Here is a 17,940-nt window from a genome sequence, read left to right on the forward strand (position 1 = left end):
CCCGGGACCCGCATACCGTGTGTCGAGCCTCACATGACTCAACGCGCGGCGTTTTCGAGCCAGTTGGCGTCGAGCTCGCCCTCGGCGACGATCACAGCGGGGCCGGTCATCTCGATCTCGCCGTCGGGCCGTTCGGTGATGACCAGGGTTCCGCCGGGCACGTCGACCGTGTACGTGGCGGGGGTGCCCGTCTCGGCCGGGTCGGCGCCGTCGCGGCGGGCCGTGGCGACGGCGACGGCGCACGCGCCCGTGCCGCACGACCGGGTCTCGCCGGAGCCACGCTCGTGGACGCGCATCGCCACATGGCGCGGGCCCCGGTCGACGACGAACTCGACGTTGACCCCATCCGGGTAGGCGGCAGCCGGGCTGAACGGCGGCGGGGCGTACAGGTCACCGGCGTCGGAGAGGTCGTCGACGAAGGCCACGGCATGCGGGTTGCCCATGTTGACGTTGCGCGCGGGCCAGCTGCGGTCGCCGACGCTCACGGTGACGTCCCCCTCGGGGAGGCGTGCCGTGCCCATGCCGACGGTGACGTCGCCGTCCTTGGCGATGTGGACGCGCTTGACGCCCCCGCGCGTGGCGACGGCGAGGTCGCCCTCGGTGACGTGACCGGCGTGCTGGAGGTAGCGGGCGAAGACCCGGACGCCGTTCCCGCACATCTCTGCGATCGATCCGTCGCCGTTGCGGTAGTCCATGAACCACTCGGCCTCGGCGGCCATGCCCGCCGCCTCCGGGTGCGCGGCCGACCGTACGACGTGCAGCACGCCGTCGCCCCCGATGCCCGCGCGGCGGTCGCACAGCGCGGCGACGGCGGCGGGAGTGAGGTCGATGAGGTTCTCGGGGTCGGGGACGATCACGAAGTCGTTCTCGGTCCCGTGCCCCTTGAGGAAGGCGATCCGCGTGCTCATTCCTCGATCGTACGGGGTGGAGGGGGCGTCCCCGCCGGGCACCGGCTCAGGGGGCGTCCGTCCGCCGGCGCGCCGGCTCTAGCGCAGCCGGGCCACGCGCCAGACGGCCAGGACGACCACGGCGGCGAGCACGAGGGCGTACCCGAGGACGACCCGCCAGTCCGGGCGGCGTCCGGAGCCCCGCGCGGGCAGGCCGGGCCACGTGTAACCCACACGGCGTGCGGCCATCATGCCCCAGCCGCCGGCGGTGGAGCAGATCAGCAGACCGAGCATGGCGACCACGGCGCCGCCGTCGCCGAACTCGAAGGCGAGCGGGAAGGCGAACATCAGGGAGCCGACCGCGCCGAGACCCACAATGGGGGCGAGCTGCCACAGCCGGAGCCTGCGCTGGGGGCGCAGCTCGACCTCGACCTCCGGTGCGGACATCTCGTCCGGTTCCGGTCCGTCGTCGGTCACGCCGTCCGGAGTCTCGTCGTCCGGCCCGTCGGGGCTCAGCGGACCGCTGTCGAGGTCCAGTGCGTATCCCTCGGCAACCAGCTGGTCCGCGTCATCCGCGGTGTCGTGCTCCGTGCCTTGTGCGGTGTCGCGAGGGCCGGCCTCCATCGCCACGCGCCCTCCCAACTCGGACTCCACTTGGTCGATCGAAGCTCGATGATGGCACGCTCCCGGAGGCCGGGAAGACCGCCGGGGCGACCCGATGCCATGACGTGATCAGGCTGTAACCGGTCGTTCGATCAACGCCAGTGCGAGCTGCGGGAGTTCCGCCCGGTCCGCGATACCCCCCTTGAGCCAATGCACGCGCGGGTCGCGCCTGAACCATGAATCCTGACGGCGCGCGAAGCGCTTGGTGGCACGGACCGTCTCGGCACGCGCCTCCTCCATGGTGCACTGTCCGGCCAGGGCCGCGAGGACCTGCTGGTAGCCGAGCGCCCGCGACGCCGTACGCCCCTCGCGCAACCCCTGCGCCTCCAGTGCGCGCACTTCCTCGACCAGTCCGGCGTCCCACATGCGGTCGACGCGGGCCGCGATGCGCTCGTCGAGTTCGGGGCGGGCCACGTCGACACCGATCTGCACGGTGTCGTAGACGGAGTCGTGGCCCGGCAGGTTGGCGGTGAAGGGCTTCCCGGTGATCTCGATCACCTCGAGGGCCCGGACGATACGGCGGCCGTTGCTGGGCAGGATGGCGTGGGCGGCCTCGGGGTCGGCGGCGGCCAGCCGGGCATGCAGGGAGCCGGGGCCCCGCAGGGTCAGCTCCTCCTCCAGACGGGCCCTGACCTCGGGGTCCGTGCCCGGGAACTCCAGGTTGTCGACGGCGCCCCGGACGTACAGGCCGGAGCCGCCCACCAGGATGGGCCAGCGCCCCTCGGCCAGGAGCGCGTCGATGCGGGCCCTGGCGAGCCGCTGGTATTCGGCGACGCTGGCGGTGACCGTGACGTCCCAGATGTCCAGGAGATGGTGCGGGACTCCGTCGCGCTCCTCGGGGGTCAGCTTGGCGGTGCCGATGTCCATCCCCCGGTAGAGCTGCATGGAATCGGCGTTGACGACCTCGCCGCCGAGGCGCTGGGCCAGAAATACGCCCAGATCGGACTTGCCCGCCGCGGTCGGGCCGACGACGGCGATGACCCGCGGGGCGGGAACTGCGCTACTCACTGCCCCAGTCTCGCAAACCTCGGGGCCTCATCTCGAACGAGCTACGTGACGCGAGGCGGGCGGGGTCGTTGCGTGTTGCGTGTTCTGATGCGCCGGTTTCGAGTGCCGGCGACCCGGTTGACGCAATCGGACGCTCCGGGAAGGCGCGGGAATTAGCCCGCATAAGTAGCATTGAGGTTGATATGGGCGTTTTTTCGCTGTTCCGTCGCAAGGCGAAGGGCTCGGAGGAGGCCGTCGAGGCGACCCCCGCGGTGACCACCGGGACCGGGACGGAAGAGTCGGACGAGGCGAAGGGATCTGCTGAGGCCGCCCAGCCGGGAGCCGACACCGAGGACGAGGCGAAGGACGCCGTGGCGGAGGTGGTCGACGCGGCGGACGACGTCGAGATCCCCCAGCAGCAGACCGCCGAGAAGGCCGCCGACAACGAGGCCAGTGAGGGCGCCCGCAAGTGATGATCCGCGCGGGAAGGTGAACCATGGGTCTTCTGCACAGCATGAGAACGAGACTCTCCCCGGCCAAGGAGAAGGTCTCGCACCTCGCGCAGAAGCACGAGGGCAAGATCCACCACGGTCTCGAGAAGGCCGCGCACGCGGTCGACAGGACGACCAAGGGCAAGTACAGCCACAAGATCCAGTCGGGCACGGGCAAGGCGAAACACGCCATGGACCGACTCGCGCACAAGGAAGACCGCGGCGGCACCCCGCCCCCGCCTCCGGCCGGCGGGGCCACGCCACCACCGCCTCCGACTTCCTGACCACCTTCACATCGACGGACGGCCGCGGAGCACCTCGCTCCCGGCCGTCCGCCGTGTCACGACCAGGTAGCCACCAGGTAGCCCACGCCGTAGGGCGCGTCGTCGTACAGCAGGCTGCCGCTCAGGTCCGCCTCCTCGGCGGCGCCGGCGAGCACCTGCCAGGGGGCGCGGCCGGAGACCAGCAGCTCCCCGGCGAGCCCGGCGTCCAGTGCCTTGAGGGCGGCGATGTCCACCGCGGCGAGGGCGCGGGCGACCTCCGCGTCGAAACCGGCGGCGCGGTCGTCCAGGTACCCCGGCGCCTTGAGGGTGCGGCACGCGCTGGCGTCGCCCATCACCAGCAGGGCCACGCGCTCGGCCGCCCCGGCGATGTCCCGTCCGAGAGAGATACACCGCTCGGCATCAAGAGGTTCCGCCACGGCGACGCCATCGACGGGGACGGACCGCTCAGCACGGTCCAGCAACCAGGCGGCCACCGCGAGGGAGGCCGGCAGAGCGCCCTCCGGGGCTTCCGCCCGGCCCTCGCCCGGCCCCAGCCGGACGTCGAGATCCACGCCGAACCCGCGGAACGATCCGCGCGCGCCCTGCGCGTACCGGCCGTCCCGCTCGGCGGGCCCGACGACCACCAGGCGTCCGGGGCGGGCCGCCGCGAGCACCCCGAGCGCGTCCGCGCAGGCCTCCCGCGCACGGTCCAGCTCGGGCGCGGCCCCCGCGGCCACCTCGGGCACGAGCAGCGGAGGACAGGGACAGACAGCGGCGGCGACAAGCATGATCCGCAGGGTAACCGTCACCACCGCCGGATGCGCGGGCCGCCGCAAAGGGGAGCGGGGAACGGCGCGAGCGCCCTCCCCAGCCGTCAGCCCGCGAACCACCATCAGGGCCGAAGCCGACCCCGCACGGGCACCGTCCGGGACCCTCGCGGACAGCGGCTGTCAGTGCCCCCCGCACCCACCGGTCGTCGCCACCGGCAACGGCTCCGGGACGCCGATCTTCGGCAGGCCCAGCAGCACCCCGGCCGGCTTCGCCTCGGCGGCGGCGTTGCGCTTCTCCCAGGCGTCACCGGCGCGCGTCCGGCGCACATCGAGGACGGCGCCCTCGGCGAGGAGGTGGTGCGGGGCGGCGTACGTGATCTCGACGGTCACGACGTCACCGGGGCGCACCTCCTGGTCCGGCTTGGTGAAGTGGACGAGGCGGTTGTCGGGGGCGCGGCCGGACAGCCGGCGGGTGGCGCCGTCCTTGCGGCCCTCGCCCTCGGCAACCATCAGCTCCAGGGTGCGCCCGACCTGCTTCTTGTTCTCCTCCCAGGAGATCTCCTCCTGGAGGGCGACGAGACGCTCGTAGCGCTTCTGCACGACCTCCTTGGGGATCTGGTCCTCCATGGTCGCGGCGGGGGTGCCGGGGCGCTTGGAGTACTGGAAGGTGAACGCCTGCGCGAAGCGGGCCTCGCGCACCACGTGCAGCGTCTCCTCGAAGTCCTCCTCGGTCTCGCCGGGGAAGCCCACGATGATGTCGGTGGTGATCGCCGCATGCGGGATGGCCGCGCGGACCTTCTCGATGATCCCCAGGTAGCGCTCCTGGCGGTACGAGCGGCGCATCGCCTTGAGGACGGTGTCCGAGCCGGACTGGAGCGGCATGTGCAGCTGCGGCATCACGTTCGGCGTCTCGGCCATGGCGGCGATCACGTCGTCGGTGAAGTCACGGGGATGCGGCGAGGTGAACCGGACGCGCTCCAGGCCCTCGATCGACCCGCAGGCCCGCAGCAGCTTGCTGAACGCCTCACGGTCGCCGATGTCGGAGCCGTACGCGTTGACGTTCTGGCCGAGGAGCGTGATCTCGGAGACGCCCTCGCCGACCAGCGCCTCGATCTCGGCGAGGATGTCGCCGGTGCGGCGGTCCTTCTCCTTGCCGCGCAGCGCCGGAACGATGCAGAAGGTGCAGGTGTTGTTGCAGCCGACGGAGATCGAGACCCACGCGGCGTAGGCGCTCTCCCGGCGGGTGGGCAGGGTGGAGGGGAACGCCTCCAGCGACTCGGCGATCTCGACCTGCGCCTCGTCCTGGATCCGGGCGCGCTCCAGCAGGACCGGCAGCTTGCCGATGTTGTGCGTGCCGAAGACGACGTCCACCCAGGGCGCCTTCTTGACGATGGTGTCGCGGTCCTTCTGCGCGAGACAGCCCCCGACGGCGATCTGCATGCCGGGCCGGGACGCCTTCATGGGGGCGAGGCGGCCGAGGTTGCCGTAGAGGCGGTTGTCGGCGTTCTCGCGTACGGCGCAGGTGTTGAAGACGACGACGTCGGCGTTGCCCTCGCCGGCGTCCTCGGGCGCGCGCACGTAGCCGGCCTCCTCCAGGAGACCGGACAGGCGCTCGGAGTCGTGGACGTTCATCTGGCACCCGTAGGTGCGTACTTCGTATGTCTTGACGCCCACTGCCTGGCTCCGGTCGCTGCTGGTCATGTCACCAGGGTAGGCGCTCCGCGGAGTACGCCCCGCCCCTCACCCCGTGCACGCCCGTCTCAGCCGGTCCAGCCCTGCTCACGCAGGACGGCGGCGATGTCGGGTGCCCGGTAGTGGTCGCCCTTGAGGACCTTGCCGTCGGCGCGGCGGGCGACGCGGCCGTCGGGGCCCAGCTTGGTCATGTTGGAGCGGTGGATCTCGGCGATCACCGCGTCGAGGTCGATGCCGTGGACGAGGGCGGTGCCGTACGCCACGTACACGACGTCGGCGAGTTCGTGCGCCAGCCGGTCGAGGGGGCCGCCGACCGCCACCTCGGCGACCTCGGCCGCCTCCTCCGCCAGCAGTTCGCCGCGGTGGGCGGCCAGCTCGGGTGAGACCTCGGTCGGCTCGGTACGGGTGTCGAGCCCGAAGGCGCGATGGAACTCACGGACCAGACGGGCGGGAGAGGAACTCATCCGCCGACCCTATCGACCACCGGCCGACGCCTGCGAAGGTCCGGGGCCCCGACCGACGGCCGACGCGTCTTGAGCATCCGGCACATGGACCGCCGTAGGCCTACGACCATCCGCAACCCGGACCGCCCTCCGCCTGCGCCCATCCCCCACCCGGACCGCCGTCGGCTTACGACCCTCCGCCGTCCGGACCGCCGTAGCCGGCTCGACATGCCTGTCTCGCTCGTACGGTCCTGACCGCCAACCCCCTTGGTTTCACCGTCCCCTGATGCCGCATCAGTAACCGGGGGGCGGTGTCAGGGGCGGTGATCCGGAACCGTACGCTCCGTTGAGTCTTCAAGTGCCCCCCTGAACGATTGAGGACCGAACGTGAGCGTTCCCCCCACCTCCGCCTCCCACCGGGCCACCTCCCGCGTGGCCCGCCGCACCCTGCTCGGCGCCGCGGGCGCGGTCGCCGCCGGTGCCGTGATCACGCCGACGGTGATGGCCACGACCGACGACTCCGAGCCCGCCGCGACCGGCCAGGACGACGCGGGCAGCGGCACCACGACCGAGACCTTCCCCCGGACCCGCGCCGAGGCCGCCAGCGGTGAGGCGCCCGTGGAGGCCGCCTTCCCCATCGGCTACATCGGTGTCGCCTGGGGCGGCACCGACGAGACCACCGGCGGCGGCATCCGGCTCCGGGACGCCGACGGCGACCAGGGCGCCTGGAAGCCGCTCGGCGACGGCGGCTGCTCCGTCGCCAACGGCGGCGGCGTACTGATCGCCGCCGACCAGGCCGCCGGCTACGAACTCAAGGCACCCGACGGCGCCACCGGCCTGCGGTCGCTCGCGCTCGACACCCGGCACGGCCCGCGCCGGAAGGTACGGGTGCCGACCGACCCGACCCGGGTCCGCGGTGTCGAGTACCTCTCGCGCGCCGCGTGGGGCGCCGACGAGAAGCTGCGGTTCAAGGCGGACGGCACGGAGAACTCGCCGACCGCGTTCTACCCGTTCCAGACCATCACGGTGCACCACACGGCCATGGCCAACGACGACCCGGACCCTGCCGCCACCGTCCGCGCGATCTACCAGCTGCACGCGGTCACCAACGACTGGGGCGACATCGGCTACCACTTCCTCATCGACGAGGAGGGACGCATCTACGAGGGCCGCTACTCCGGTGACGACGGCATGCCCGCGCACGACAAGGACGGCAAAGTGGTAACCGGCTTCCACGTCGGCGGCTTCAACTCCGGGAACCTCGGCATCGCGCTGCTCGGCACCTTCACCGAGCAGGGCCCGAAGGAACCGGCCCGTGAGGCGCTCACCCGGCTGGTCCGCGCGCTGGTCCGGCTGCACGGCGTGGATCCGCAGGCCCGGGTGACGTACACGAACCCGGTCAACGGCGTGCAGAAGGAGGTCCCGGAGATCAGCGGTCACCGGGACTGGATGGCGACCGAGTGCCCGGGCGCGGTCATGTACCAGGAGCTGGACCGACTCCGCTCGTCGGTGGCGGCTGCGGGCCGCTGAGCGGCTTCTCGGTGGCCGCCGCGCACCGCTGAGCTTCTCCGTGGCTGGCCGCCGTCCGCCGCTGACCTGCCCCTCCGGTGGCCGCCGCGCGCCGCTCGCCCACTCCTCGCCGCCCGCCGGTGCCGGGCCCCCGCCCGGCGGGCACGGCACCGGCGGCCGCCGTGGTGACGCCCGGCCCCGGTGCCGCAGGGCTGGGCGGCCCGCGCGAGGTGGTCCTCGGGGGCGCGCTCGCACCACCCCCGTGTCACGAGCTCGCACCGGATGGTCCCGATCCTGGCCGCCCGTCCGGTGACCTGGCAGGATCTCGCGCATGGTCCAGGTATTCCCCCGCATCGGCGGGCGTCGCGCGCTACTGGGCTCGGCGGCCTCGTTGGTGGTCCTCGGGCTGCTGGCGTGGTGGCTCTGGCCGCGTGAGACGCCCCCGAGCGGGACGATCACCCTCAGTACGGGAGCCCCACAGGGCGTCTACCAGGAGTACGGCAAGCTGCTGCGGGACTCGGTCGGCGGCGACATGCCCGACCTGAGGATCGACCTGGAGGACAGCAACGGATCCCAGACGAACGTCACCCGCGTCGCCACCGGGAAGAGCGACTTCGCCATCGCCGCCGCCGATGCCGTGCAGACCTATGTCGACCAGGGAAAACCCGGTGCCGACAAGCTGCGCGGCCTCGCACGGCTGTACGACGACTATGTGCAGCTGATCGTCCCCGCCACCTCTCCCGTCCAGCGGGTCGCCGACCTGAAGGGCAAGCGGGTCGCCGTCGGACCCCAGGGCTCGGGAGTACGGCTGATAGCGGGGCGTGTGCTCTCCGCCGACGGGCTGGACATCGACAAGGACATCGACGCGCGCAGCGACACCATCCGCACGGGCCCCGACGCCCTGCGCAAGGGCAAGCTCGATGCGTTCTTCTGGTCGGGCGGGCTGCCCACGAAGGGCATCACCGACCTGGCGGAGAAGTACGACTACGACTTCCGCTTCGTGCCGATCGAGAGCGACCTCGTGGCGAAGCTGCACGAACAGGGCTCCGTCTACAGCCACTACCGCGCGTCCGTGATGCCGGCCGACGCCTACGCGTCCATCCTCAGGGGCTCCACCGTGCCCACGATCACCGTGGCGAACCTGCTGATCACCCGTGATGACATGGACCCCCGGCTGACCCAGTGGCTGACCCGCATGGTCATCAAGAGCCGGGACAGGATCGGCAAGAAGGTCCACGCGGCCCAACTGGTGGACCTGCGCACCGCGATCTACACCGATCCACTGCCGCTGCACGAGGGTGCGAAACGGTACTACCAGTCCGTCAAGCCGTAGCCGCCGTTCGGCTGCGGCCGGTCAGTTCTGCGAGCCGGTCAGTTCTGCGGGCGGGTCCTCGGCACCGTCACCGTCACCCTGAGGCCGTGCGGCTTGTGGTGGGCGTACGCGATGGAGCCGCCGCCCGCGGCTATCAGGGCCCGGGAGATGGAGAGCCCGAGGCCCGAGCCCTTGATGTTCTGGTGCGCTGTGCTGCGCCAGAAGCGGTCGCCGACCCGCTCCAGCTCCTCGTCGCTGAGGCCGGGGCCGCCGTCGGTGACGACGACCATGCAGTCCGGTCCGTTCGGGGCGACCTCGACCTCGACCCGCTCCCCGGCGGGTGTGAACTTCAGCGCGTTGTCGATCACCGCGTCCAGGGCGCTGGACAGGGCGATCGGATCGACCCAGGCGGTGGTGGCCGGGCAGGTGCCGACCAGCGTCACACCCTTGTCCTCCGCGAGCGGTGACCAGGAGGCGACGCGCTCGGCGGTCAGCTCCCCCACGTCGGTGAGGCGAAGATCGGACTCGGCGTGCTCGGCGAGCGCGAGGTCGAGCAGATCGTCGAGAACCTGCGCGAGGCGCTTGCCCTCGGTGCGGACGGAGGCGATCTCCTCGTTGCCCTCGGGCAGTTCCAGGGCGAGCAGGTCGATGCGCAGCAGGAGCGCGGCGAGCGGGTTGCGCAGTTGGTGGGAGGCGTCGGCGACGAAGGCGCGCTGCTGCTCCAGGACGTCCTCGACGTTGTCGGCCATCTCGTTGAACGACCGTGCCAGGCGCCTGAGTTCGGGCGGTCCGCTGGCGACGGCGACGCGTGACTTCAGCCGTCCGGAGGCGATGGCGTGGGTGGTGGTGTCGAGGACGCGCACGGGCTTGAGGACCCAGCCCGTCAGCCGCAGGGCGGCACCGAGGGCGAGGAGCATCGCGGCGATCTCGCCGGCGCCGATGATCAGCCAGCCGCGCAGGATCTTGGAGCGCATCTGGTCGGTGGGCGAGTCGGTGACGACGACGGCGACGACGTCACCGTCGTGGATGACCGGGGAGGCGACCACGAGGCGGCCGCGCTGCCACGGCCACACCTGCTCCGGGTCGTGCGGGCGCCGCCCCAGCAGCGCCTCGTCGAACGCCTCCTTTCCCTCGCCGGCCGCGGGCACGTACCAGCTGAGGGGGGCGTTGGCCATGGGACGCCGGTTGCGGTCGCGGTAGAAGACGCCGGCCTTGATGCCGTACACACTGTGGTACTGCTCCAGCTCCCGCTGGAGGGTGTCCCGGCGACCGTCGCTCGAGATGTCGTCCGTCCGGGACCGGGTCGGGGACTCGGTGACGAACTGCGCGAGGGCCGCGAAGCGCGCGGTGTCGTCGATGCGGTCGACGACGACCTCCTGTTGGCGCGCCGCCGCCAGGCTCACCGCCAACGGAATGCCGAGGGCCAGCAGCACGGCGGCCATCAGGACGATGAGCAGCGGAAGAAGACGAGTGCGCACGCGGGAACGCTACGGCGTCGGGGTCACCAGCCGGTAGCCGACCCCGCGCACGGTCTCGATCAGGGCGGGCATGCGCAGCTTGGACCGCAGCGAGGCGACGTGTACTTCGAGGGTGCGTCCGGTCCCCTCCCAACTGGTCCGCCACACCTCACTGATGATCTGTTCGCGGCGGAACACGACACCCGGGCGCTGGGCCAGCAACGCGAGGAGATCGAACTCCTTGCGGGTCAGCTGGACGACCGCGCCGTCCACGCTGACCTGCCGGGTGGGCAGCTCGATGAGCACGGGTCCGAGGCGCAGCCCGGTGTCGCCGGGGGTCGCGGACTCGTCGGGGACCCGGCGCCGGGCGACGGCGTGGATCCGAGCGAGCAGCTCGCCGGTGTCGTACGGCTTGACCACGTAGTCGTCGGCCCCGAGGTTGAGGCCGTGGATGCGGGAGCGCACGTCGGAGCGGGCGGTCACCATGATCACGGGGATGCTGGTGCGCTTGCGGATCTTGCCGCAGACCTCGTAGCCGTCCTGGTCGGGCAGGCCGAGGTCGAGCAGGACGACGCCGAAGCCGGCCCCTTCCGGGACGAGTGCCTGGAGGGCCTCCTCGCCGCTGCGGGCATGGGTGACGTCGAAGCCGTGCCTGGCCAGGACCGCGGACAGCGCGGCCGCGACATGGTTGTCGTCCTCGACGAGGAGCAGCCTCATTCCGGCCCCCTCCGGTTCGGTCGGGCATACGTTTGTCGGGCGTACGTTCGTTCGTACATACGGTCTCGGCTGGCACACCATACGCGCACCCGCCGACGTCGAGTTCCCGGACGCTCAGGGGTATGGCGGGAAGGCAAGCGGGGACCCGGCTGCTGTGGCCCGCCCACAGGGGCAGTGACACCGATGACTGAGGACGCCGTCAAGGCCGTACAGGTTCCGCGAGGGTTCCGTTACCCAGCCGAAACGCCCCCGCGCGGGCCCGCTACGCGCAGTGTCCGACTGCTACCAGATCGTTATGCTCAATTTCCCCTCAGATGTAATGACGCTGGTCGTCGCCGGTCACTACTGTCCTCCGAAACCGAGGAGGACGGAGCCAGAAAGCGATGACCGAAGTTTCGGTGGTCAAGGACGCGGTGCCCGCGGCCGACGACCTGGTCGTCCTGAAGAGCGTCAACAAGCACTTCGGCGCGTTGCACGTACTCCAGGACATCGATCTGACGATCACCAGGGGCGAGGTCGTCGTGGTGATCGGACCCTCCGGGTCCGGTAAGTCCACCCTGTGCCGCACCATCAACCGGCTGGAGTCGATCGACTCCGGCGACATTCTGATCGACGGCAAGCCGCTGCCCGCCGAGGGCAAGGCGCTCGCACGACTGCGGGCCGACGTCGGCATGGTGTTCCAGTCGTTCAACCTCTTCGCGCACAAGACCGTGCTCGAGAACGTGATGCTGGGACAGCTCAAGGTCCGCAAGGCCGACAAGAAGCAGGCCGAGGAGAAGGCGCGGAACCTGCTCGACCGGGTCGGTGTGGGCACGCAGGCGGACAAGTACCCCGCACAGCTCTCCGGTGGTCAGCAGCAGCGTGTCGCGATCGCCAGGGCGCTGGCGATGGACCCGAAGGTCATGCTGTTCGACGAGCCGACCTCGGCCCTCGACCCCGAGATGATCAACGAGGTCCTGGAGGTCATGCAGCAGCTCGCCCGCGACGGCATGACCATGGTCGTGGTCACCCACGAGATGGGCTTCGCCCGTTCGGCCGCCAACCGGGTCGTGTTCATGGCGGACGGCCGCATCGTCGAAGAGGCTGTGCCGGACCAGTTCTTCAGCAACCCCCGCAGCGACCGGGCCAAGGACTTCCTTTCCAAGATCCTGCACCACTGACCGCCCGACGAGGCCGGTCCCGGCCACAGGCACCCGCACCACGACGGTCCGCATCTTCACCAGTCAAAGGATGTTCACCATGAAGCTTCGCAAGGTCTCCGCCGCGGCGGCCACCGCCCTCGTCCTCGCTCTGACGGCCACCGCCTGCGGCGGCGGCGACAAGGACGACAACGGTTCGGACGGCGGCTCGGGCGGCGGCAAGAAGATCAAGGTCGGTATCAAGTACGACCAGCCGGGTCTCGGTCTGAAGGAGCCCGACGGCACGTTCTCCGGCTTCGACGTGGACGTGGCCACCTACGTGGCCAAGGAACTCGGTTACGAGCCCAACCAGATCGAGTTCGTGGAGACCAAGAGCGCCGACCGCGAGAACGCGCTCGCCCGCGGCGACGTCAAGTTCATCGCAGCCACGTACTCGATCAACGACGAGCGCAAGAAGCTCGTCGACTTCGCCGGCCCCTACCTGTTGGCCCACCAGGACCTGCTGGTCAAGGCGGACTCGAAGATCGCCAAGGGTACGGACCTCAACGGCAAGACGCTCTGCTCGGTGACCGGTTCCACCTCCGCCGAGAACGTCAAGAAGGAGATCGCTCCGAAGGCCCAGCTGAAGGAGTACGGCGGCTACTCGGAGTGCATCGCCGGCCTGCAGAGCGGTGCCGTGGACGCGGTCACCACCGACGACTCGATCCTCGCGGGCTTCGCCGCCCAGGAGAACTACAAGGGTCAGTTCAAGCTCGCGGGCCTGAAGCTCAGCAACGAGAACTACGGCATCGGTGTCAAGAAGGGCGACACCGCGACCGTGGACAAGATCAACGCCGCCCTGGAGAAGATGGTCAGCGACGGCGCCTGGGAGACCGCGGTCAAGGAGAACTTCGGCCCGGCCAACTACAAGAACGAGCCCGCCCCGAAGATCGGCAACATCGTCCAGTAAGCGGATATCCGCGAGCAGCGCCGAGATCCGCAAGCGCGCCGCCGCCCGCCGCAAGGCTCGGTGAGGGCGGCGGCGCGCCGCGCCTGCCACGTACGCCACACACCCGGAAGCGCGGGAGACAGTGTTCGACTTCCTATCAAACTACGACGACCCAACCTTGTTGGGTGCGTTCTGGATGACGGTCAAACTCACCGTCTTCTCAGCCATCGGCTCCCTGGTCTGGGGAACCCTGCTGGCCGCCATGCGTGTCAGCCCCGTCCCCCTGATGCGCGGCTTCGGCACGGTCTACGTGAACGTCGTGCGGAACATCCCGCTGACCGTCATCATCGTCTTCACCTCGCTCGGCCTCGCCGACATCTTCCGGGTCACGATGGGCGCGGGCGGCGACGTCAAGCTCCAGGCCTTCCGGCTCGCCCTTCTCGGTTTCGTGGCCTACACCGCGGCATTCGTCTGCGAGGCGTTGCGCTCGGGCATCAACACCGTGCCCGTCGGCCAGGCGGAGGCGGCTCGCGCCATCGGACTGAGCTTCGCCCAGGTCCTCGGCCTGATCGTGCTGCCGCAGGCGTTCCGGGCCGTCATCGGGCCGCTGGCCAACGTGCTGATCGCGCTGACCAAGAACACGACCGTGGCGGCCGCGATCGGCGTCGCGGAGGCCGCCTACCTCATGAAGGGCATGATCGAGAAGGAGGCACAGACGCTGCTCATCGGCGCGATCTTCGCCTTCGGGTTCGTGGTACTGACCCTGCCCACCGGTCTGTTCCTCGGCTGGCTGAGCAAGCGACTGGCGGTGAAGCGATGAGTTCCGTTCTCTACGACGCCCCCGGCCCCCGGGCCAAACGGCGCAATGTCATCCTCACCGTGGTCTTCTTCGTCCTGCTTGCTCTCCTCGCGTGGTGGCTCTGGCGGGCGCTGGACAGCAAGAACCAGCTGGAGTGGAAACTCTGGGAGCCGTTCTTCACCTCCCAGGCATGGACGACGTATCTGCTGCCCGGTCTCGCCAACACCCTCAAGACGATGGCGCTCTCCATGGTGATCGCCCTGCCCCTCGGTGCGCTCTTCGGCATCGCGCGCCTCTCCGACCACCTGTGGGTCCGCGTCCCGGCCGGTACGGTGGTCGAGTTCTTCCGGGCCATCCCGGTCCTGCTGCTGATGCTGTTCGCCAACGAGGTCATCGCTCGCTCGTTTCAAGTCACCACCGAGCAACGGCAGCTCTACGCGGTCGTCACCGGTCTGGTGCTGTACAACGCCTCGGTCCTCGCCGAAGTCGTGCGCGCCGGTATCCTCGCCCTCCCCAAGGGCCAGACCGAGGCCGCCCAGGCGATCGGTCTGCGCAAGGGCCAGACGATGTCCTCCATCCTGCTGCCGCAGGCCGTCACGGTGATGCTGCCGGCCATCGTCAGCCAGCTCGTGGTCATCGTGAAGGACACCGCGCTCGGTGGCGTGATGATCGGGTTCACCGAACTGCTCAGCGGTCGCGCGACGCTGGCGGCTGTATACGCGAACCCCGTTCCCAGCTTCGTCGTCGTCGCAATCATCTACATCATCCTGAACTTCATCATCACCAGCTTCGCGGGCTGGCTGGAGCAGCGGCTGCGGCGCGGCAAGAAGTCGACCGGCGCGGTCATCCCGGCTGCCGCTGTCGGTGGCACGACGGCCACCGGCGGGGAAGGCGGCGGCGTCCCCGGCCTCGGCACCTTTATCGACAAGAAGGACACCTGACGCTTGATCAGGTGACATCCGCTCCGGATGCCACCCGAGTCGGGACGATGGGAGGCAGTGGCATGAACCGCCGCTGCCTCCCGTCATGTCCGGGACGGCCGGCGACGACGTCCGGCCTCCCCGCTCCCGGGCAGGGGCCGACGCATCACCACAGGCCGACGGCCCTGAGCGATCCGAGTACACCTCGGCCCTCCCCTCTTCGCCGTCACTTGACGCAAGCACCGGCAATGGGTTGCATACGTTCTGTGATCGTGCACCCTGCTCCAACTTCTTGTTCACCTACGTCCTCCGGGACGCCGCTGCGGGCAGGGGGCGCCGCGCCGTGGACCCGGTGATCATTGTCGGGGCGGGGCCCGTGGGGCTTGCGCTCGCGCTGGCGTTGGCGCGTCAGGAAGTGCCGTCCGTGGTCCTCGACGAGGGGCCGGGCAAGGACGAGCAGCGGCTCGCGCGGACGGTCGTACTGCAGGAGGACACGGCCGCTCTGCTGGAACGATTGTCCGGCGTCCCCCTCACGGAAGGGGGATATCGCTGGACCGGATGGCGGTCCATGCGGCGCAAGCAGACGGTGCGTCAGGTCCGGTTCGGGGAGATCGACCCCGACGGCCCGGACGGCTCCGCCCGGGAGGCGACGAGGGGCCCCCGCAACGCCGCCGAGGACACCGTCGAGGGCTCCGCCGGCCTTCCCCCGCTCCACATCCCGCAGCACGTCCTGACCACCGCGCTGCGCGACGCGATCGCCGAGGAACGCCTCGTCAAGGTCGCCGTGGAAAGCCGTGTGGACGCCATCGAGCAGGAGGCGTCCGGGGTCACGGCCCATACTCGCGGCCCCAAGAGCACCTGGTGGCGGGGCAGTTATCTGGTGGGGTGCGACGGGCCGCGTTCCACCGTGCGCAAGCTCCAGGACATCCGCTTCCCGGGCCGTACGGCCGTGGAGCGGCATGCCGTGGCGGCCCTGCGCGTGGAACTCCCCTGGCCAGGCGAAGCGTTGCTGCACCGTATGCCGCCGTGGCGGACGTCAGGTCCCTCAGGCGGTGAGGTGACCGCCCGGCCGCTCGACGACGGAGTCTGGCGCCTGGACTGGCTGCTGCCGCCGGGCAAGGACCTCGTCACCCCCGAACTCCTCGTGACCCGCGTCCGGGAGACCCTCGCGGGCTGGTCGGGGGGCGCCACACCGCCGTACGACCTGTTGGACACCGGTGTGCACACCGTTCACCACCGGCTCGCCCGGCGGTGGCGGGTCGGCCGGGTCTTCCTCGCCGGGGACGCCGCTCATCTGCTCGGCGCGCTCGGTACCCAGGGCCTCGACGAAGGGCTGCGCGACGCCGACAACCTCGCCTGGAAACTGGCGCTGGCCTGGCACCACGGCCCGCGCGAGGCACTGCTCAACAGCTACCAGGCGGAGCGCCGCGCGGTCGTCGCCGCCCGGCTGCGCGCCGCCGACCAGGCGTTGCCCCTGCTGCGCGGCGGCAAGGGGCTGCGCTCCTACGTCCCCGGTTCGGGCCGGGGCCACGAGGCGCTGCTCGCCGACGGACACCTGGGGCGTGGCCCGCTGGGTGCGCCGGGGGCGTACACCGACTCGCCGCTCATGGCTCCGCACACCCCCTCCGAGGCCCCGATCGACACGCTTCCGGGTGCCCAGGTCGTCGACGTCCAGGTGACCGCCGAGGACGGCACGTTCGTACCGCTGCGGGACCGGCTCGGGCGGGGTGCGCTGCTGGTGGTGCTGATCGCGCCGGGTACGGGGGTGTGGGAGCGCAAGCACTGGGTGAGCGCCGGGATCATGCCCCGGCTCGCGGCGGCGGTGTCCGCCCTGCCGCACTTCGCCGAGCTCTTGGTGGCCGAGAGCTACCCGGGCGCGGCTGCCCACACCGTGCTCCTCGTACGACCCGACGGCCACCTCGTCACAGCCTTGAACGGCGTGCGCCCGGCCGATCTGTACGCGGCGGCGGAGGCGGCCTTGGGTGGGGCGAAGCAACAGCCCGACTCCACGGAGGCGGCCGCGGCATCGCGCTGAGCCGGTGCGCGATGTGTCGGTGCGTCGGTGCGTCGGTGCAGGCTCGTGTCCGGCCCCTTCTCGCGATAACCGTCACTGTGTGTCCACATAGTGACGGTCGGTTGACCGGTCCGCTCGGTCGTGGTGTACTCCGGACCGTGATCGACACCTCTACGCGCCTGTGGCGGAGGGTCCACATGGACCTCGTCCGCTACGCGGGCTGCGTGTGTCGTCCGTCCTGCTGATTCGCATCCCTCTTCCCCGCGCGCCGCCGCCGTTGTGTTGGCGCGCGCTCCCGCGAACCATTCGCCAGGACGGTCCCCGTGTCTGTGTCTCCTGCTGTCCCTTCCTCCTCGCCCTCCGCCTCCGCGTCCTCCGCGACTTCCAACTCCCTGGCCGCCCCTGCTTCGGGTTTTTCCGCTCCCACGCAGTCCGAGCTGCTCGACTTCGCGCGCCGGACCGCTGCCGACGCCGAGCTGGTCGCCTCGCTTCCGCTCGACCCCGAAGGGCGCACCTGGGTGCGGCTCGAAGGGCCCGGCGGCAGCGAGGCGTGGCTCATCGGGTGGCCGCCCGGCAGCGGAACCGGCTGGCACGACCACGCCGACTCGGTGGGCGCGTTCGTCACCGCGGCGGGTGAGCTGAAGGAGTACTCCCTCGCCGTCCGGCTGCCCACCGACGGCTGGAAGACCCTTGAACTCACCGATGGTGTCGACCGCGAACGCCGGTTGCCCAGCGGCAAGGGCCGTTCCTTCGGCCGCCACCATGTGCACGAGGTGCTGAACGAGTCCGCCGAGGAGCACGCCATCTCGGTGCACGCCTACTATCCGCCCCTGCCCCGCATCCGCCGCTACAGCCGCACGGGTCAAGTGCTGCGCCTCGAGCACGTCGAACGCCCGGAGGACTGGCAGTGAGCGCCCACTCCCACAGGTGCTGAGCGATCACTGACCGT

General features: G+C 70.7%; 19 protein-coding genes. 11 read left to right on the forward strand and 8 right to left on the reverse strand.

The window, feature by feature from the left end; genetic code table 11:
- Positions 1-38: 38 nt before the first annotated feature.
- The 3 genes from dapF to miaA all read right to left on the reverse strand — a co-directional run bounded on the left by dapF (position 39) and on the right by miaA (position 2,558).
- Positions 39-908, reverse strand: a complete 870-nt coding sequence (dapF, locus tag M8J73_RS02255; RefSeq protein ID WP_055543343.1) for a diaminopimelate epimerase — start codon at positions 906-908, stop codon at positions 39-41.
- Between the two features lie 78 nt (positions 909-986).
- Positions 987-1,517, reverse strand: coding sequence for a hypothetical protein (locus M8J73_RS02260; protein WP_079054851.1), 531 nt, complete (start codon positions 1,515-1,517; stop codon positions 987-989).
- A 102-nt stretch (positions 1,518-1,619) separates the two neighbouring features.
- Positions 1,620-2,558, reverse strand: a complete 939-nt coding sequence (gene miaA / locus M8J73_RS02265; protein ID WP_055538930.1) for a tRNA (adenosine(37)-N6)-dimethylallyltransferase MiaA — start codon at positions 2,556-2,558, stop codon at positions 1,620-1,622.
- Between the two features lie 182 nt (positions 2,559-2,740).
- Here miaA and M8J73_RS02270 point away from each other — a divergent pair, with 182 nt between their 5' ends.
- Both M8J73_RS02270 and M8J73_RS02275 read left to right on the forward strand, forming a co-directional pair.
- Positions 2,741-3,010 (forward strand): hypothetical protein, encoded by a 270-nt coding sequence (locus M8J73_RS02270; protein ID WP_055538931.1) that lies wholly within the window; start codon positions 2,741-2,743, stop codon positions 3,008-3,010.
- 23 nt (positions 3,011-3,033) lie between these two features.
- Complete coding sequence (locus M8J73_RS02275; RefSeq protein WP_055538932.1) at positions 3,034-3,312, forward strand: antitoxin; 279 nt, start codon at positions 3,034-3,036, stop codon at positions 3,310-3,312.
- A gap of 56 nt (positions 3,313-3,368) precedes the next feature.
- On the opposite strand, the gene M8J73_RS02280 is transcribed toward M8J73_RS02275, so the two are convergent.
- The 3 genes from M8J73_RS02280 to M8J73_RS02290 form a co-directional block, all read right to left on the reverse strand.
- Positions 3,369-4,079 carry a class III extradiol dioxygenase subunit B-like domain-containing protein gene (locus tag M8J73_RS02280; protein WP_055538949.1) on the reverse strand — a complete coding sequence of 237 codons (711 nt, stop codon included), beginning with the start codon at positions 4,077-4,079 and terminating at the stop codon, positions 3,369-3,371.
- 162 nt (positions 4,080-4,241) lie between these two features.
- Entirely contained in the window at positions 4,242-5,762 is a 1,521-nt protein-coding gene (miaB, locus tag M8J73_RS02285; RefSeq protein ID WP_079054852.1) for a tRNA (N6-isopentenyl adenosine(37)-C2)-methylthiotransferase MiaB, read from the reverse strand.
- Between the two features lie 59 nt (positions 5,763-5,821).
- Entirely contained in the window at positions 5,822-6,217 is a 396-nt protein-coding gene (locus M8J73_RS02290) for a pyrophosphohydrolase domain-containing protein (protein WP_055538933.1), read from the reverse strand.
- Between the two features lie 366 nt (positions 6,218-6,583).
- On the opposite strand from M8J73_RS02290, the gene M8J73_RS02295 reads away from it, so the two are divergent.
- Both M8J73_RS02295 and M8J73_RS02300 read left to right on the forward strand, forming a co-directional pair.
- The gene (locus M8J73_RS02295) at positions 6,584-7,726 is read left to right on the forward strand and encodes a peptidoglycan recognition protein family protein (RefSeq protein WP_055538934.1); all 1,143 of its coding nucleotides are present in this window, start codon (positions 6,584-6,586) and stop codon (positions 7,724-7,726) included.
- 310 nt (positions 7,727-8,036) lie between these two features.
- Complete coding sequence (locus M8J73_RS02300; protein WP_055538935.1) at positions 8,037-9,038, forward strand: TAXI family TRAP transporter solute-binding subunit; 1,002 nt, start codon at positions 8,037-8,039, stop codon at positions 9,036-9,038.
- Positions 9,039-9,076: 38 nt separating this feature from the next.
- On the opposite strand, the gene M8J73_RS02305 is transcribed toward M8J73_RS02300, so the two are convergent.
- The gene (locus M8J73_RS02305; RefSeq protein ID WP_055538936.1) at positions 9,077-10,495 is read right to left on the reverse strand and encodes a sensor histidine kinase; all 1,419 of its coding nucleotides are present in this window, start codon (positions 10,493-10,495) and stop codon (positions 9,077-9,079) included.
- A 9-nt stretch (positions 10,496-10,504) separates the two neighbouring features.
- Positions 10,505-11,191: a response regulator transcription factor gene (locus M8J73_RS02310; protein WP_055513557.1), complete on the reverse strand. Its 687-nt coding sequence runs from the start codon at positions 11,189-11,191 to the stop codon at positions 10,505-10,507.
- Between the two features lie 383 nt (positions 11,192-11,574).
- Between M8J73_RS02310 and M8J73_RS02315 the strand changes: the two genes are divergently transcribed.
- From M8J73_RS02315 to M8J73_RS02340, 7 genes are all read left to right on the forward strand, one after another.
- Positions 11,575-12,351, forward strand: coding sequence for an amino acid ABC transporter ATP-binding protein (locus tag M8J73_RS02315; protein ID WP_055538937.1), 777 nt, complete (start codon positions 11,575-11,577; stop codon positions 12,349-12,351).
- Between the two features lie 79 nt (positions 12,352-12,430).
- Positions 12,431-13,279 (forward strand): glutamate ABC transporter substrate-binding protein, encoded by an 849-nt coding sequence (locus M8J73_RS02320; RefSeq protein WP_206187844.1) that lies wholly within the window; start codon positions 12,431-12,433, stop codon positions 13,277-13,279.
- 121 nt (positions 13,280-13,400) lie between these two features.
- Entirely contained in the window at positions 13,401-14,078 is a 678-nt protein-coding gene (locus tag M8J73_RS02325) for an amino acid ABC transporter permease (protein WP_055538939.1), read from the forward strand.
- Complete coding sequence (locus tag M8J73_RS02330) at positions 14,075-14,998, forward strand: amino acid ABC transporter permease (RefSeq protein ID WP_055538940.1); 924 nt, start codon at positions 14,075-14,077, stop codon at positions 14,996-14,998. Before M8J73_RS02325 ends, M8J73_RS02330 begins: the two co-directional genes overlap by 4 nt.
- Before the next feature lie 322 nt (positions 14,999-15,320).
- Complete coding sequence (locus tag M8J73_RS02335) at positions 15,321-17,012, forward strand: FAD-dependent monooxygenase (RefSeq protein WP_055538941.1); 1,692 nt, start codon at positions 15,321-15,323, stop codon at positions 17,010-17,012.
- A gap of 11 nt (positions 17,013-17,023) precedes the next feature.
- Entirely contained in the window at positions 17,024-17,236 is a 213-nt protein-coding gene (locus tag M8J73_RS45435; RefSeq protein WP_338060034.1) for a putative leader peptide, read from the forward strand.
- A gap of 78 nt (positions 17,237-17,314) precedes the next feature.
- Positions 17,315-17,902, forward strand: coding sequence for a cupin domain-containing protein (locus tag M8J73_RS02340; RefSeq protein WP_372503878.1), 588 nt, complete (start codon positions 17,315-17,317; stop codon positions 17,900-17,902).
- Positions 17,903-17,940: the final 38 nt, after the last annotated feature.

Origin of the sequence: Streptomyces neyagawaensis (assembly GCF_023516595.1) — a bacterium.
GTDB lineage: Bacteria > Actinomycetota > Actinomycetes > Streptomycetales > Streptomycetaceae > Streptomyces > Streptomyces neyagawaensis.

Excerpts from the sequence above, each read along its gene's own strand:
- dapF (WP_055543343.1), bottom strand. The coding sequence starts at position 908 with ATGAGCACGCGGATCGCCTTCCTCAAGGGGCACGGGACCGAGAACGAC.
- M8J73_RS02270 (WP_055538931.1), top strand. The coding sequence starts at position 2,741 with ATGGGCGTTTTTTCGCTGTTCCGTCGCAAGGCGAAGGGCTCGGAGGAG.
- M8J73_RS02275 (WP_055538932.1), top strand. The coding sequence starts at position 3,034 with ATGGGTCTTCTGCACAGCATGAGAACGAGACTCTCCCCGGCCAAGGAG.
- M8J73_RS02280 (WP_055538949.1), bottom strand. The coding sequence starts at position 4,079 with ATGCTTGTCGCCGCCGCTGTCTGTCCCTGTCCTCCGCTGCTCGTGCCC.
- miaB (WP_079054852.1), bottom strand. The coding sequence starts at position 5,762 with ATGACCAGCAGCGACCGGAGCCAGGCAGTGGGCGTCAAGACATACGAA.
- M8J73_RS02290 (WP_055538933.1), bottom strand. The coding sequence starts at position 6,217 with ATGAGTTCCTCTCCCGCCCGTCTGGTCCGTGAGTTCCATCGCGCCTTC.
- M8J73_RS02300 (WP_055538935.1), top strand. The coding sequence starts at position 8,037 with ATGGTCCAGGTATTCCCCCGCATCGGCGGGCGTCGCGCGCTACTGGGC.
- M8J73_RS02310 (WP_055513557.1), bottom strand. The coding sequence starts at position 11,191 with ATGAGGCTGCTCCTCGTCGAGGACGACAACCATGTCGCGGCCGCGCTG.
- M8J73_RS02315 (WP_055538937.1), top strand. The coding sequence starts at position 11,575 with ATGACCGAAGTTTCGGTGGTCAAGGACGCGGTGCCCGCGGCCGACGAC.
- M8J73_RS02320 (WP_206187844.1), top strand. The coding sequence starts at position 12,431 with ATGAAGCTTCGCAAGGTCTCCGCCGCGGCGGCCACCGCCCTCGTCCTC.
- M8J73_RS02330 (WP_055538940.1), top strand. The coding sequence starts at position 14,075 with ATGAGTTCCGTTCTCTACGACGCCCCCGGCCCCCGGGCCAAACGGCGC.
- M8J73_RS45435 (WP_338060034.1), top strand. The coding sequence starts at position 17,024 with ATGTGTCGGTGCGTCGGTGCGTCGGTGCAGGCTCGTGTCCGGCCCCTT.